The organism is Kosakonia sp. ML.JS2a (genome assembly GCF_025642095.1).
Taxonomy (GTDB): Bacteria; Pseudomonadota; Gammaproteobacteria; order Enterobacterales; family Enterobacteriaceae.
In genome coordinates, this window is sequence record NZ_CP106754.1 from 4,553,612 (window position 1) to 4,568,186 (window position 14,575).

12 protein-coding genes are annotated in these 14,575 nt (G+C 56.7%); 8 read left to right on the forward strand and 4 right to left on the reverse strand.

Annotation, left to right across the window (positions count from 1 at the left end; genetic code table 11):
* Window positions 1-77: 77 nt before the first annotated feature.
* The 3 genes from N7922_RS21515 to N7922_RS21525 all read right to left on the reverse strand — a co-directional run bounded on the left by N7922_RS21515 (window position 78) and on the right by N7922_RS21525 (window position 4,316).
* Window positions 78-2,171 carry a ferrioxamine B receptor FoxA gene (locus N7922_RS21515; RefSeq protein ID WP_263098190.1) on the reverse strand — a complete coding sequence of 698 codons (2,094 nt, stop codon included), beginning with the start codon at window positions 2,169-2,171 and terminating at the stop codon, window positions 78-80.
* 151 nt (window positions 2,172-2,322) lie between these two features.
* A complete protein-coding gene (locus tag N7922_RS21520) occupies window positions 2,323-3,276 on the reverse strand; it encodes a helix-turn-helix transcriptional regulator (protein WP_263098191.1) in 954 nt (317 codons plus the stop codon).
* A 137-nt stretch (window positions 3,277-3,413) separates the two neighbouring features.
* Window positions 3,414-4,316, reverse strand: coding sequence for a LysR family transcriptional regulator (locus N7922_RS21525; RefSeq protein WP_263098192.1), 903 nt, complete (start codon window positions 4,314-4,316; stop codon window positions 3,414-3,416).
* A gap of 87 nt (window positions 4,317-4,403) precedes the next feature.
* Here N7922_RS21525 and N7922_RS21530 point away from each other — a divergent pair, with 87 nt between their 5' ends.
* From N7922_RS21530 to N7922_RS21565, 8 genes are all read left to right on the forward strand, one after another.
* A complete protein-coding gene (locus N7922_RS21530; RefSeq protein WP_263098193.1) occupies window positions 4,404-5,189 on the forward strand; it encodes an NAD(P)H-dependent oxidoreductase in 786 nt (261 codons plus the stop codon).
* Between the two features lie 263 nt (window positions 5,190-5,452).
* Window positions 5,453-6,028 (forward strand): TetR/AcrR family transcriptional regulator, encoded by a 576-nt coding sequence (locus tag N7922_RS21535; protein WP_263098194.1) that lies wholly within the window; start codon window positions 5,453-5,455, stop codon window positions 6,026-6,028.
* Between the two features lie 129 nt (window positions 6,029-6,157).
* Window positions 6,158-7,279, forward strand: a complete 1,122-nt coding sequence (locus tag N7922_RS21540) for an efflux RND transporter periplasmic adaptor subunit (protein ID WP_263098195.1) — start codon at window positions 6,158-6,160, stop codon at window positions 7,277-7,279.
* Entirely contained in the window at window positions 7,279-10,386 is a 3,108-nt protein-coding gene (locus tag N7922_RS21545) for an efflux RND transporter permease subunit (RefSeq protein WP_263098196.1), read from the forward strand. The genes N7922_RS21540 and N7922_RS21545 overlap by 1 nt, the downstream gene beginning before the upstream one ends.
* A gap of 2 nt (window positions 10,387-10,388) precedes the next feature.
* Window positions 10,389-11,753 (forward strand): efflux transporter outer membrane subunit, encoded by a 1,365-nt coding sequence (locus tag N7922_RS21550; protein WP_263098197.1) that lies wholly within the window; start codon window positions 10,389-10,391, stop codon window positions 11,751-11,753.
* A gap of 46 nt (window positions 11,754-11,799) precedes the next feature.
* Window positions 11,800-12,963, forward strand: a complete 1,164-nt coding sequence (locus N7922_RS21555) for a multidrug effflux MFS transporter (protein WP_263098198.1) — start codon at window positions 11,800-11,802, stop codon at window positions 12,961-12,963.
* A 76-nt stretch (window positions 12,964-13,039) separates the two neighbouring features.
* Entirely contained in the window at window positions 13,040-13,210 is a 171-nt protein-coding gene (locus tag N7922_RS21560) for a type II toxin-antitoxin system HicA family toxin (protein ID WP_263098199.1), read from the forward strand.
* Between the two features lie 29 nt (window positions 13,211-13,239).
* A complete protein-coding gene (locus tag N7922_RS21565; protein ID WP_263098200.1) occupies window positions 13,240-13,677 on the forward strand; it encodes a type II toxin-antitoxin system HicB family antitoxin in 438 nt (145 codons plus the stop codon).
* Here N7922_RS21565 and N7922_RS21570 read toward each other — a convergent pair.
* Window positions 13,674-14,567, reverse strand: a complete 894-nt coding sequence (locus N7922_RS21570; protein ID WP_263098201.1) for a MurR/RpiR family transcriptional regulator — start codon at window positions 14,565-14,567, stop codon at window positions 13,674-13,676. The two genes, N7922_RS21565 and N7922_RS21570, sit on opposite strands and share 4 nt — an antisense overlap.
* Between the last annotated feature and the right edge of the window lie 8 nt (window positions 14,568-14,575).

Here is a 14,575-nt window from a genome sequence, read left to right on the forward strand (position 1 = left end):
TTACAAAAAAAATCAGCCTGGCTGCAGAAAATAATGGACCGCAAAAAAGCCCGGCATCAAACCGGGCTGCGAAAGCATCAGAACGCGTAGGAGAGACTGCCAACAATGTTGCGCTCAGCGCCAAAATAGCAGTAAGAGAGAGAATTACAGGCGGCAATATAGCGTTTGTCCGTCAGGTTATTGACCGTGACCTGCGCACTCAATCCCTTCAGACCAACCTGCGTCAGATCGTAACCCACCGCCATGTCGACCAGCGTATAGGAAGGCAGCGTATGCGTATTCTGGCGATCGGACGTAATGCCATTCACATAACGCACGCCGGAACCCACCGTCAGGCCATTCAGCGGGCCGCTTTTCACATCGTAACTCAGCCAGGCGCTGGCCTGATTGCGCGGCGCGTAAACGGCGCGTTTACCCTGCTCTTCCGCGCTGCTCTTCGTGTAGCGGATATCGTTGTAGGTATAAGACGCCTGTAAACGCAGGTTATCCGTCAACTGCCCCACCGCTTCCAGCTCAAGGCCTTCCGACTCGATTTCACCAATCGAGCGATACGGATCGGTCGGCTCCACTTTGGTGGCAATATTTTCCTGGTTGATCCGATACACCGACGCGCTGTACATCGTCTGCGATCCTTCCGGCTGGAATTTCAGCCCCGCCTCCCACTGCTTCCCTTTCATCGGCTTGAGGATCTTGCCGTACTCATCGGTAAAGCTGGTTGGCGTAAATGCAGTGGAGTAGCTGACGTACGGCGCAAAACCACTATCGAACAGATACATCAGCGCGGCACGACTGCTGAAGTGGTTTTGATCCAACGTATCGCTGGTGTCATTGATCTTATTGACGTTGGTGATCTTCACCTGATCGTGACGACCACCCAGCGTCAGGCGCCATCTGTCCAGCGACATTTGATCCTGCACGTAGATCCCGGTCTGCTCCAGCTTATGCTTTTCGCGACTGTAGACCGTGATCGACAAGGGATCGGCGCCATAGACCGGGTTGAAAGCATCGATCGCCGGGAAGCTGCCGTAAGAGGCCGTAACATCATTGCTACGACGCTGATAATCGACGCCCACAAGCACGCGGTGGTTGATAACGCCAGTGTCGATACTGCCATCGATCTGGTTATCCAGGGTGATGGCCGAAAGCGATTCATCAGAGCCGGAATAGCCGCGGTTCAGCTCGCTGTCGTTTAGCCAGCCTGCGGCATACACCTGGTTCAGGTCGACTTTGGTGCGTAAGTAACGCAGTTTCTGGCGTACTGACCAGCCGCTGTCGAACGCATGTTCAAGGTTGTAACCGACCATATTTTCCCGGCGATCATACTTATCGTATTTGTCTTCGCCTTCGAAGAAGGTGTTGGAAACTTTCTGCCCGGCATGGGAAACCACGGTACCTTCATAGGGCAGGCCGGAGTGGCTGCCGCCCTCGGGATCACGGTGCAGATAGGCCATCAGTTCAAGACGCGTGTTGTCGGTAATACGCCACGTCAGGCTGGGCGCAATGGCGTAACGCTGCTCTTTCAGATGATCAAACTGGGAGTCCGCATAGCGCGTCATGCCGGTTAAACGCACCGCCACGCGGTCGTTATCATCCACCGGGCCTGTCACATCAAACGCCGCGCCACGCTGGTTATTGTTACCGGCAAACAGTTTCACTTCGCCGCCAGGATCAAACGACGGCTTGCGGGAGTTCAGCGCCACAATGCCGCCCGGTGAAGAGCGCCCGTAAAGCACCGATGCCGGGCCGCGCACCACTTCAACGCTGTCGAGGAACCAAGGATCAATGACCAGAGAACTGTGCGAATTGCTGTCGCCCATCATCTTCAGACCGTCGAGATAGATATTATCCAGACTGCCATCCGAGAAACCGCGCAGCACAATGTAGTCAAAACGGTTCGATGCGCCGATCTGGTTGCTGTATACGCCCGGCGTGTAACTCACCGCCTGCCGGACACTGATTGCCCCCTGCTCTTCGTACTGCTGGCGCGTCACGATCGAGACCGCCTGCGGCGTTTCGATATCCGGCGTTTCCAGTTTGGTTGCGCCGCTCTGCATTTGCGAAGTCACCACCACGGTATCATTGGCAGTTGCGGTTTCCTGCGCCGCCGCCAATCCGCTCATTCCACCTGTGATACAGCCAATCATCAACGCCAGTCGCGTTTTTGCGAACATGAAAATCTCCAGAAGCGGTTATTATTGTAAATAAGAATTATTACCTTTTTGGATTCCACTCTCGCTATGCGCAATGACGAGTCACATATGCGCGGTGACAAAACGTATTGCAGGAGAGAAAAGAGGGTCTACGCCCGTAAAGCGGGGAGGATCAGGAAACGCGTACTTCGCTGGGTGCGACGCCGTAACGGCGGCGAAAGGCGGTTGAAAAATTGGTGGCATGTTGATAGCCCGACATCCATGCGGCCTGCTGCACGCTATACCCCTGCGCCAGATAGCTGCGCGCCAGCTCAAGGCGACAGTCACGCAGATAGTCGAACACCGGCTGTCCGTAAGCCTGGCGGAATTTCACCCGCAAACTGCTGGAGCTCATGGCTGCAAGCTGCGCCAGGGCATCGAGGGTGTAGGCTTTTTCCGGTTCTTGCTCAAGCAGACGTCGCACATTTTCCAGCCGGTGCTGCTCGCCGCACGGTGCAACGCTGCGCTTTTCACTGCCCTGCATGCGGCAAGACAACGCCTGCCCCAGCAGTTGCAACATCAGCCCTTCCATCATCAACTGACGCGACAGCCCAGGCGCGGCGCTCTGCTGCGCGGCATGCAACCCCGAAAGTAAAAACGCCGGAACCTGCCATAAAAAGGTCGGCGCGCCGCCCGCTTCCCATTGCTGCAACAACGCCATCAGCAACGGTGACTGTCGGCAACGGGCGGGATCGACGCCCAACGACAGCGTACGCAGATGGTAATCCGCCAGATGACGGGCATTCATCACCTGATGCTCGCTGAGGCGCGAGGTAAACGCCATGCCAGCACGCACCACAAATTCCTGCCCGTTAAGACGCAGCATCACACAACCTTCCAGCACCACCAGCATATAAAGCGGGCAACTGTGCAGCGATGTGGTTTCATAAGGTTGAAGAACGCGAATATCGGAACGGGTCAGATTGAGGCCGGAAAAGAGCGTCATCTCTTCCACATCCCCGCGGATCACAATCCGCTGCGCTTTATTGAAGGTGCAGTCGCCCGACAACGCCGGGAAGCGATAATCGATGCCATAGCGCTCGCCAAAGCCGATAAAGTCTTCAACCGAAAAGTGTGTTTTTTGCATAGCCGGCAGCCGTCGCGATCCTGTCGCATCCCTTGTCCCGGGCGGGACGAAATGGCTTACACCTTACCATTGGCGTCGGAGCGCTTCAATAATATTGAGAATTATTCTCACATACAAATTACAAGATTTTAACACTCTCAGCCGGTGGCCAGTGAGGCCAGGATCTGCTGGCGCAGCCATTTGTGCCCCGGATCGCGGTGCAGCCGTTCATGCCACAGCATCAGCATGTCGAAGCCCGCCAGCTCAACCGGGGGTTCAACCACGCGTAATACGCCGGACTTTGCCACCAGTCGCTCCGGCAACACCGCCACCAGATCGGTTCGCGCCAGCGCGTCCAGCATAAACAGGAAATGCGGCACTGACAGCACCACATTGCGCGTCAGTCCGCGCTGCGCCAGCGCCAGATCGGTCGCAGCGCTAAACCCGCCGCCCTCCGGCGACACAATCACATGTTCGAGCGAGCAAAACTGCTCAAGCGTGGGCCGACGTTGTAACGCCGGATGATTTACACGCCCCGCCAGCACATAGCGTTCGCTGAACAACAATCGCTGGTGTAAAGCGGGCGGCGAGCCATCGCGCAGGTGGAAAAAGAGGTCGATGTCACCCTGCTCCGCCTGGCGCTGGATCTGCCCGGGGTTGAGTTCAAAGATGGCCAGGCGACTGGCCGGAGCTGCAGCGCGCAGCCTGGCAAGCAACGGGAGCAGCACGGCCGTTTCGGTGTAATCGGTGGCCGCCACGCGCCAGGTCACCTGCGCCTGAGCGGGGTCGAACTCACTGACCGGCGAAACGGCGCGTTGCAGCGCCTCCAGCGCCTGACGTAGCGGCTCGCGCAGACCATCGGCTCTGGCCGTGGGTTGCATGCCGCGCGGTCCGGGCAGCAATAACGGATCGTCAAAAATCTCCCGCAGCCGCGCAAGCTGTACGCTGACAGAGGGCTGAGAGAGGTTCAAACGCTGCGCCGCACGCGTGACATTATGCTCGCTGAGCAGCACATCCAGCGTCAGCAACAGGTTGAGATCCAGCCGGTGCAAATTAACCATAACTATACCTGTGATATCAGCAATTAATTTCTACTATATCGCCGCCTCACCTACCCTGCAGCTTCAATCTTATTGCCGGGAGTTGTTATGAACGTATTGATTGTTTATGCCCATCCACAGCCCCATTCCCTCAATGGCGCGCTGAAAGAGTTTGCCGTGCAGCATCTGGAAAGCGTGGGTCACAGCGTGGAGGTCTCTGACCTGTATGCCATGCAATGGAAGTCGCAGCTCGACGCAAACGACAGCAGCAGCGCCCCGGTTGGCGACGTGTTTCACCCCTCGATAGATTCAAAACACGCCTTTGAACGGGGCACGCAGTCAGAGGACATCGCCGCTGAACAGGCGAAATTACACCGCGCCGATGCGGTGATTTTTCAGTTCCCGTTGTGGTGGTTCTCCATGCCCGCCATTATGAAAGGGTGGGTGGATCGCGTTTACGCCTGCGGTTTTGCCTACGGCGTAGGTGAACACAGCGACAGCCATTGGGGCGATCGCTACGGCGAAGGTCGCCTTGCGGGTAAACGCGCAATGTTGCTGGTAACCACCGGCGGCTGGGCGTCGCATTACAGCCCGCGCGGCATCAATGGCCCGATTAACGATATTCTGTTTCCGATACAGCATGGCATCTTGTTTTACCCCGGCTTCACGGTGCTGCCACCGCTGGTGATTTATCACAGCAGCCGCATTGATGAAGCGCGTTACGCCGCACACTGTGCCGAACTGGCTGAGCGCCTGGATACGCTATGGCAAACGCCGCCGCTGCCGTTTCGCCAGCAAAACGGCGGCGATTACAACATCCCGGCGTTAACCCTGCGTGAAGACATTCTGCCGGGTGAGCAAGGTCTGGCTATTCATCAACGCATTAAAGCGTGACGTCCATAAATAAACTGGCGTAATAAGCTTGCGCCGGTTTAATTAATTTGCAATAACTCATAATGCCTTCAAATTAACTGCACAGCTTTCCGATATTATTTCCCTGCGCAATTTTCCATACTTCTTCATTATTTCTTCATAATGTCATTTTTTGTAAATTGCCATTATTTGCGCAGAAAATACTTACCCGTAAAACATAAATTCGTTTACTCTACTCGCAGATGAGAACGATCATTCTCAAATCGAATTCACGAGGGTCAGACATGCAGCCGAAAACATCGCAGGAACAACGCCATCAGCAGCGCAAAGATGAGATCATTGCCGCCGCCCGCAGGCGTTTTCGTGCCAGCGGTTTTCATGCCGCCAGCATGTCGCAAATCGCCCTCGAAGCGCAGCTCAGCGTAGGGCAAATCTACCGTTACTTCGTGAGTAAAGACGCGATCATTGAAGAGATGATCCGCCGCATCATTGACTACCGCATTGCGGAGATGGAAAACAAAACCGAGACCAGCCACCTGCCAGAAGCGCTGGCCTGGCGCCAGTCTTTGAGCCCGGATGACGATGCGCTGATGCTGGAGATGGCCGCAGAAGCGACGCGCAATCCGCAAGTCCAGGCCATGATGATCGAAGCCGACGCCCGTATGTTTGAGAACGCCTGCAACCATATGCAAAGCCGACACCCGCATCTGAGCGCGGAGCGTGTCCGCTGTTGCGTGGAGTTACTGGCGGCACTGATGGAAGGCACCACCTTGCGCCGTTTAACACCGCAAAAATGCGACCCAACGCAATTACAACTGTTGTATCAGGAAATCACCACGATGCTTTTTGCAGACAAATAAATAATTCAAAAAATAAGGGAATATAAACCTTAACCTACATATTGCTATATCCAATATATAGCACATCCGCCTGCGCCTTATCCTGTTTAAAAAAACGGGCAGGCTTCGCTCATGCCAGGAAAAAGAGAAATGAAGTTAATAAAAACAACGTTAGTGGCCGCCCTCGCCCTTGTTGGTTGCGATAATGCCACCCCGCCTGCACAACAACCGGCCCAGGAAGTCGGCGTGGTGACCTTAAAAAGCCAGCCGCTCGCCATCGCCAGCCAGTTGACAGGCCGCACGTCCGCTTTGTTGTCGGCTGAAGTCCGCCCGCAGGTTGGCGGCATCATCCAGAAACGCCTGTTTACGGAAGGCGATACGGTAAAGGCCGGGCAGGCGCTTTACCAGATCGATCCTTCCAGCTACCGCGCGGCGTTTGATGAGGCCGACGCTGCGTTGAAGCAAGCGCAAGCGCTGGTGACCTCTGACTGCCAGAAAGCGACCCGCTATGCGCAATTGGTGAAAGAGGATGGCGTATCACGCCAGGATGCCGACGATGCGCAATCCACCTGCGCGCAGGACCGCGCCAGCGTGGCCTCGAAAAAAGCCGCGCTGGAAACCGCACGCATCAATCTGAACTGGACCACCGTCACCTCACCGATTGCCGGGCGTATTGGTATCTCTTCCGTGACGCCTGGCGCGCTGGTAACGGCAGAACAAACCACGGCGCTGGCAACCGTGCGCGGGCTCGACAGCATGTACGTCGATCTTACGCGCTCAAGCGTTGATCTTCTGCGTTTACGTCGGCAAGCGCTCGCCAGCGACAGCAATACCCTGAGCGTCACGCTGACGCTGGAAGATGGCAGCACTTACAGTGAAAAAGGGCGTTTAGCGCTGACCGAAGTCGCCGTTGATGAAGCGACCGGTTCCGTCACCCTGCGCGCCGTGTTCCCGAACCCGCATCATCAACTGCTGCCGGGGATGTTTGTTCGCGCCCGTGTGGAAGAAGGGGTGATGGACAACGCGATCCTTGCACCGCAGCAAGGGATAACCCGCGACGCCAAAGGTAACGCCACCGCGCTGGTGGTCAACGCACAGAACAAAGTGGAACAACGCACCCTCGAAACCAGCGACGCCTACGGCAATAAATGGCTGGTGGTGAAAGGCCTGCAAAGCGGCGACAAGCTGATCGTGGAAGGCACCGATAAAGTCGCTGCGGGCTCAACGGTTAAGGCCGTTGAGGTCCAGGAAGCGAACGGAGGAAAAGCCTGATGTTCTCCAGCTTCTTTGTGCGTCGCCCGGTTTTTGCCTGGGTGATCGCTATTCTGATCATGATGGCCGGTATTCTGGCGATCCGCACGCTGCCCGTAGCGCAGTATCCGGATGTTGCGCCGCCAGCGGTCAAAATCAGCGCCACCTATACCGGTGCGTCGGCGCAGACGCTGGAAAACAGCGTCACCCAGGTTATCGAGCAGCAACTCACCGGGCTGGATAACCTGCTCTACTTCTCCTCAACCAGCAGTTCAGATGGTGAAGTGAATATTACCGTGACCTTTGAGCAGGGAACCGACCCGGATACCGCCCAGGTTCAGGTGCAGAACAAAGTGCAGCAGGCGGAATCCCGTTTGCCGACCGAAGTGACCCAGTCCGGGGTGACGGTCGTGAAATCCCAGAGCAACTTCCTGTTGATCATGGGGTTGTACGATAAAACCGATCGTGCCACCAGTTCCGACATCGCCGACTGGTTGGTCAGTAACATGCAGGATCCGCTGGCCCGTGTGAACGGCGTCGGTAGCCTGCAAGTGTTCGGCGCGGAATACGCGATGCGCATCTGGATGGATCCGAACAAACTGGCCTCCTACTCGCTGATGCCGTCGGATGTCGAGTCCGCCATTGAAGCGCAGAACGTGCAGGTCTCCGCCGGTAAAATTGGTGCACTGCCGTCGTCCAACAGCCAGCAGTTAACCGCCACTGTGCGTGCCCAGTCGCGCCTGCAAACGGTAGCGCAGTTCCAGGACATCATCATCAAGAGCGAAAGCAGCGGCGCGGTGGTGCGTGTGAAAGATGTCGCTCGCGTCGAAATGGGCAGCGAAGACTACAACGCCATCGCCAAACTGAACGGTCACCCGGCGGCTGGTCTGGCGGTGATGCTGGCACCGGGCGCAAACGCGCTGGATACCGCCACGCTGGTGAAAGATAAAATCGCCGAGTATCGCCATAGCATGCCGCAGGGCTATGACGTGGCATACCCGAAAGACAGCACAGAATTCATCAAAATATCCATCGAGGACGTGGTTAAAACGCTGATTGAAGCCATCGTACTGGTGGTCTGCGTGATGTACCTGTTCCTGCAAAATATCCGCGCTACGCTGATTCCGGCGCTGGCGGTTCCGGTGGTGCTGCTGGGTACGTTTGGCGTGCTGGCGCTGTTTGGTTACTCCATTAACACCCTGACGCTTTTTGCCATGGTGCTGGCGATAGGGCTACTGGTGGATGACGCCATCGTGGTGGTGGAAAACGTCGAGCGTATTATGCGCGACGAAGGCCTGCCCGCCCGCGAAGCAACCATCAAGTCGATGGGTGAAATCTCCGGCGCGCTGATTGCGATTGCGCTGGTCCTCTCCGCTGTATTCCTGCCGATGGCCTTCTTTGGCGGCTCGACCGGGGTGATTTACCGTCAGTTCTCAGTCACCATCATCTCGGCGATGGCGCTGTCAGTGGTGGTGGCGCTGACGCTGACACCCGCGCTGTGCGGCGCGGTGATGCAACACAGCGTACCGCATAAAAAAGGTTTCTTTGGCGGCTTCAACCGCTTCTACAACAATACCGAGCACAAATATCAGCACGGTGTTATGCACGTTTTGCGCCGCGCGGTGACGGTCATTGGTACTTACGCGGTGCTCTGCGCGGCCATGGCGTTTGTCATGTGGCGACTGCCTGGCAGCTTCCTGCCCACGGAAGATCAGGGCGAAATCATGGTGCAGTTCACTCTGCCTGCAGGCGCGACGGCAAACCGCACTGAAGAGGTCGCCAACCAGGTAACCGACTGGTTCCTGAATAAAGAGAAAGCCAACACCGAAGCGATCTTTACCGTTACCGGCTTTAGCTTCAGCGGTAGCGGGCAGAACGCCGGGATGGCCTTCGTCTCGCTGAAAAACTGGTCCCAGCGCGCGGGATCGGAAAACACCGCACAGGCCATTGCATTACGCGCCAGCCGCGAGTTGAGCAGCATCCGCGATGCCAGCATCTTCGCCATGACGCCGCCGTCTGTGGATGGTCTGGGTCAAAGTAACGGTTTCACCTTTGAACTGCTGGCCAGCGGCGGCACCGATCGCGACCAGTTGCTGAAATACCGTAACCAGTTGCTGGGCAGCGCGAACCAAAGCGCGGAACTGCATGCCGTGCGCGCTAACGACCTGCCGCAGATGCCGCAGTTGCAGGTGGATATCGACAGCAATAAAGCCGTGGCATTAGGCCTGTCGCTGAGCGATGTCAGCGATACGCTCTCCAGCGCCTGGGGCGGCACCTACGTGAATGACTTTACTGACCGTGGCCGTGTGAAAAAGGTCTATATCCAGGGCGATAGCGACTCACGATCCGCACCGTCCGACCTCAACAAATGGTATGTACGTGGCAGCAACAGCGACATGACGCCGTTCTCTGCTTTCGCCACCACGCACTGGGAATACGGTCCGGAACGCCTGGTGCGTTACAACGGTTCAGCGGCCTATGAAATCCAGGGCGAAAACGCCACCGGCTTCAGCTCCGGCGTGGCGATGACCAAAATGGAAAACCTGGCCGACAACTTGCCAGCGGGGACAACCTGGGCGTGGAGTGGGCTCTCATTGCAGGAAAAACTCGCCAGCGGCCAGGCCATGAGCCTGTACGCCATCTCAATTATGGTGGTCTTCCTCTGCCTGGCGGCGCTGTATGAAAGCTGGTCGGTGCCGATTTCGGTGATTCTGGTGATCCCGCTGGGTGTGCTGGGTGCTGCGCTTGCCGCCTGGATGCGCGGACTGAGTAACGACGTCTACTTCCAGGTGGCGCTACTGACGACTATCGGACTGTCGTCGAAAAACGCCATCCTGATTGTGGAGTTCGCCGAAGCAGCGGTACAGCAAGGCAGTTCCTTGTCGCGTGCCGCACTGCGCGCCGCCCGTACCCGTCTGCGCCCGATCATGATGACCTCGCTGGCGTTTATCGCCGGGGTGATGCCGCTGGCGGTTGCGACAGGCGCCGGGGCGAACAGTCGCGTCGCCATCGGTACCGGCATTATCGGCGGGACGTTAACGGCAACGCTGCTGGCCATCTTCTTTGTTCCCCTGTTCTTTGTACTGGTGAAAAAATTGTTCGCCGGTAAACGCGCACGTCAGGAGTAATTATGTTGCGTATCAGTGTTCTTTTTCTGGCCCTGCTCAGCGCCGGTTGCGTCTCGTTAGACCCAACCTATGAGCGCCCGCAGGCACCGATCCCGGCGACGCTACCGGGGACCAGCGGCCAGGCGCAAGCCGTGGCCACCGACTGGCAGCAAATTGTTAACGATAAGCGCCTGAAACAGGTGGTTAGCGACTCGCTGACCAAAAACCGCGATGTGCAAAAAGCGATTGCGGATATTGATGCAGCACGCGCCCTGTATGCAGAAGACCGCTCAGCATTGTTCCCGACGGTCAATGCCGAGCTGAGCAATACCCGCAGCCGGACTGTTGCCAGCGGCCTGAGCAACAGTGCCGAAGCGGATGGCGCGGTGTCCAGTTTTGAGCTGGACCTGTTCGGCCGTAACCAGAGTCTGACCCGTGCTGAGCGTGAAACCTGGCTTGCCAGTGAATATACCGCGCAGAACACCCGTCTCAGTCTGGTGGCGGAAATCACCACCGCCTGGATAACGCTGGCGGCGGATAACAGTAATCTTGCGCTGGCCAAACAGACGATGGAAAGCGCGCAAAACTCGCTGAATATCGTCAAACGAAAACAGCAGGTTGGCGTGGCAGCGGCGAGCGATATTGCCGATGCCATGGCGGTATTCCAACAGGCGCGCGCCAGCGTCGCCAGCTATCAGACGCAAGTGGTGCAGGATAAAAACGCCCTCAATCTGCTGGCAGGCGACACCGTGGCAGATTCACTGCTGCCGGGAACGCTGGAAAGCCTGGCGGATAACAGCATCACCCTGACGCCGGCCGGCGTCTCGTCTTCCGTCCTGCTGCGCCGCCCGGATATTCAGGAAGCAGAACATAATCTGCTGAGCGCCAATGCCAATATTGGCGCTGCTCGGGCAAACTTCTTCCCGACCATCTCATTGACCGCCAGCGCAGGCGTGGGCAGCGATTCGCTCTCCTCCCTGTTTAGCCACGGCATGAAGGTATGGTCATTTGCTCCATCCATCTCCCTGCCGCTGTTTACCGGCGGCAAAAATACGGCGGCGCTGCGCTATGCTGAAGCGGAGAAGAAAGGGCTGATCGCCACTTACGAGAAAACTATTCAGAGCGCGTTTAAAGATGTCGCCGATGCGCTGGCCCGTCGTGAAACGCTGAATGAACAGCTCGATGCGCAGCGCCAGTACGCAGCGGCAGAGCAGAAATCGCTGGATATCGCCCAGCGTCAATACAATGCCGGCACCGGCGATTACCTGTCCGTGCTGACCGCACAGCGCGCATTGTGGACGGCGCAGGAGTCACTGATTTCACTCCAGCAAACCGACCTGGAAAACCGCGTGACCCTCTGGCAATCACTGGGCGGCGGCGTGCGTTAATGATTTTGCGCCGGGTTTTTCCGGCGCACTCTTTTCGGAGTTTGTTATGTCACGGATATCCCCTGCGTATGCCATCGTACTTGGCATGCTGACGGCCATCGGGCCAATTTGTACCGACCTCTATCTGCCCGCCCTGCCGGACATCACCCGGCAAATGGACACCACCAACACCTTAACCCAGCTCTCACTGACGGCATCATTGATTGGACTGGGCCTTGGGCAGCTCTTTTTCGGCCCGCTAAGCGACAGAATGGGGCGCAAGCGCCCGTTGTTGCTGTCGTTACTGCTGTTTATCGTGTCGTCGGTACTGTGCGCCAGCACGCAGGATATCCACTGGCTGATCTTCTGGCGCTTTGTTCAGGGGATTGCGGGCGCGGGCGGCTCCGTCCTCTCCCGTGCCATTGCCCGTGATAAGTATCAAGGCACGCTGTTGACACAGTTTTTCGCCCTGCTGATGACCATTACCGGCATCGCCCCTATTGTCTCCCCCATACTCGGCGGGTATATCACTTCGTTGCTGCACTGGCGCGCGTTGTTCTGGACCATGGCGGTCATCGGCGTGGTACTGGTGCTCTGCGCCACGCTGCTATTAAAAGAGACATTACAGGAAAAAAGCAGCGGTGAAAGTTTGCTGAAAACGTCGCTGATCGTGCTGAAAAACAGGCAGTTTTCCACCTTCTGCTTTATTCAGGCGTTTATGCTGGCCGGGTTGTTCTCGTATATCGGTTCCTCGTCGTTTGTCCTGCAAAACGAATACGGTCTGACGCCAATCCAGTTCAGCCTGGTGTTTGGCGTTAACGGCGTGGGAATGATTATTTCCGCGTTGATTTTCGCCCGCCTGGCACGGCGCATCAGTGGTGCGACGCTGTTAAAAAACGGGCTGGCGCTGGCGGTGCTGCTGGCGTTGATGACCGCCGTTTTTGCCTGGCTCAATATGGCGGTGCCGGCATTGGTGGGGCTGTTTTTCACCGTTGCGGTCAATAGCGGTATTTCGACCATTGCCGGATCGGCAGCGATGAACAGCGTCGACGCTCGCCATTCGGGTACCGCCTCGGCGCTGCTGGGGATGTTGATGTTTGTTTTTGGTGGCATCGCCACACCGCTTTCCGGCCTTGGCGGTGAAGCAATGTGGAAAATGAGTATCGCCATTGTGCTGGCTTACAGCGCTGCAATGGTGATCCATATTTGCGGGCGACAGCGGAAAAAATAACACCTTTGTTTTGTTTAACAACTAATATGTTGTAGCTTACCGAAATGTAAAAGGAAGACATAAGGCAGGATGCCAGATGAAATACAGTGAGTTCAGAAAGTGGCTGTTGCTCATTAAAGCGCCAGGTGGAGGTAGCCATTTCAAGGTGAAATTGAATGGGAGGGCTTCCGTTTTTCCCTTTCACGGTTCAAAAGAAATTCCCGAGCCACTCAGAAAGAAGATTTTGAAAGACCTGGGTCTGCAATAAATACGTGCTTAGCTATAACGAGGTTTTCTATGTTTAATTATCCAGTCAGCGTTGAGCAAGACGACGTAACGGGACAGTTCGTTGTATCGTGCCGGGATCTTCCACTCATGAATTCTGTCGGCGATACACTTGATGATGCGCTCCTCCAGTCGGTTGACGCTATGGTGGTTGCGATAGCCATCGAAGTTGACGAACGTCGTCCCATCCCGCAGGCAAGCGCTGCCCTCCCGGGGGAATATGTGGTTTCCCTGCCGGTTCTGGTCGCGATGAAAGCAGCACTGCACAATGCCATGATCGAAACAGGTACCCGCAAAGCTGAGCTGGCAAGAAAACTGGGACAGAAGGGCCCCCAGATTGACCGTCTGCTTGATGTAGAGCACTCATCAAAAGTTGAAACGGTAGAACTGGCGCTGCATCAGCTAAACCGGCAGATTGATTTAACGATTACCCAGCAACATCGAACCTAGCCCTTCTTTCCACCCGGTTTTAACCCACGGTGAAACTCATTAATGCGTTTCACCGTTTTAATGGCCCGTTGCGAGGTGGCGGACGCCACCGACAGGATGATCATCTCCAGGCACAGCAATACCGTGCCGTGCAGCGGAATTTTGCCCTTCTCGCCGCCACGCGGCACGTGGATCACCACATCCGCCTCCTGGCTAAAGCGCGAATCCACGGCATTGGTCAGTAAAATAACCGGAATGCCCAGCCGTCGCGTCTCTTTCAGGGTGGTCAGCCCTTCGCGATGCGCCGATTTCTGCGCCATCATGATCATCACATCACCGCGTTGCAGGTTGATGAGCTGTTCCGATAAGGCGATCCCCGTACGGTTAAGCGGCGTGGCAGGCAACCCGATGCGGCTGAACAACCGGGCGGTGTACTCCGCCAGAATGCCCGATGCGCCAATACCGAAAATCGCCACCTGTCGCGCCTCCACCAGCAAGGCGACAGCCTGAGCAATGGCGTAGCGGTTATCCGGCGCGGAGAGGATGTCACAGGTGTGTTGATGCCCTTCCAGCACAAAATCGATCCCGGAATTCACATCACAGGAGAGCGCATTCACCGTGGTGGTCATCTTCTCGGCGGATGAGATAGCCGGGCCAAACCAGTGCTCCAGCGTCTGCTTTAAATCCCGCAGCCCGGCAAAACCCAGCGCCTGAATCGCGCGCACCACCGTCGCGTCGGAGGTCTGCGTCGCCGCCGCGATTTCGATGGCGGTATGCTCCAGCACCCCTTCCCGGTTTTCATTGATATAACGCGCAACGGCCTGCAAGCGCGGCGACAGCGTATGCGCCCGCGCCCGAAAGCGCTCACCGTAGACATCCACGCGGCCTTTGGCTTTTTTGGTGTTCAGCATGCTTGTTG

Bases quoted from the DNA above. Each gene is read 5' to 3' on its own strand.
- N7922_RS21515 (WP_263098190.1), bottom strand. From the start codon at position 2,171: ATGTTCGCAAAAACGCGACTGGCGTTGATGATTGGCTGTATCACAGGT.
- N7922_RS21520 (WP_263098191.1), bottom strand. From the start codon at position 3,276: ATGCAAAAAACACACTTTTCGGTTGAAGACTTTATCGGCTTTGGCGAG.
- N7922_RS21525 (WP_263098192.1), bottom strand. From the start codon at position 4,316: ATGGTTAATTTGCACCGGCTGGATCTCAACCTGTTGCTGACGCTGGAT.
- N7922_RS21530 (WP_263098193.1), top strand. From the start codon at position 4,404: ATGAACGTATTGATTGTTTATGCCCATCCACAGCCCCATTCCCTCAAT.
- N7922_RS21535 (WP_263098194.1), top strand. From the start codon at position 5,453: ATGCAGCCGAAAACATCGCAGGAACAACGCCATCAGCAGCGCAAAGAT.
- N7922_RS21540 (WP_263098195.1), top strand. From the start codon at position 6,158: ATGAAGTTAATAAAAACAACGTTAGTGGCCGCCCTCGCCCTTGTTGGT.
- N7922_RS21545 (WP_263098196.1), top strand. From the start codon at position 7,279: ATGTTCTCCAGCTTCTTTGTGCGTCGCCCGGTTTTTGCCTGGGTGATC.
- N7922_RS21550 (WP_263098197.1), top strand. From the start codon at position 10,389: ATGTTGCGTATCAGTGTTCTTTTTCTGGCCCTGCTCAGCGCCGGTTGC.
- N7922_RS21555 (WP_263098198.1), top strand. From the start codon at position 11,800: ATGTCACGGATATCCCCTGCGTATGCCATCGTACTTGGCATGCTGACG.
- N7922_RS21560 (WP_263098199.1), top strand. From the start codon at position 13,040: ATGAAATACAGTGAGTTCAGAAAGTGGCTGTTGCTCATTAAAGCGCCA.
- N7922_RS21565 (WP_263098200.1), top strand. From the start codon at position 13,240: ATGTTTAATTATCCAGTCAGCGTTGAGCAAGACGACGTAACGGGACAG.
- N7922_RS21570 (WP_263098201.1), bottom strand. From the start codon at position 14,567: ATGCTGAACACCAAAAAAGCCAAAGGCCGCGTGGATGTCTACGGTGAG.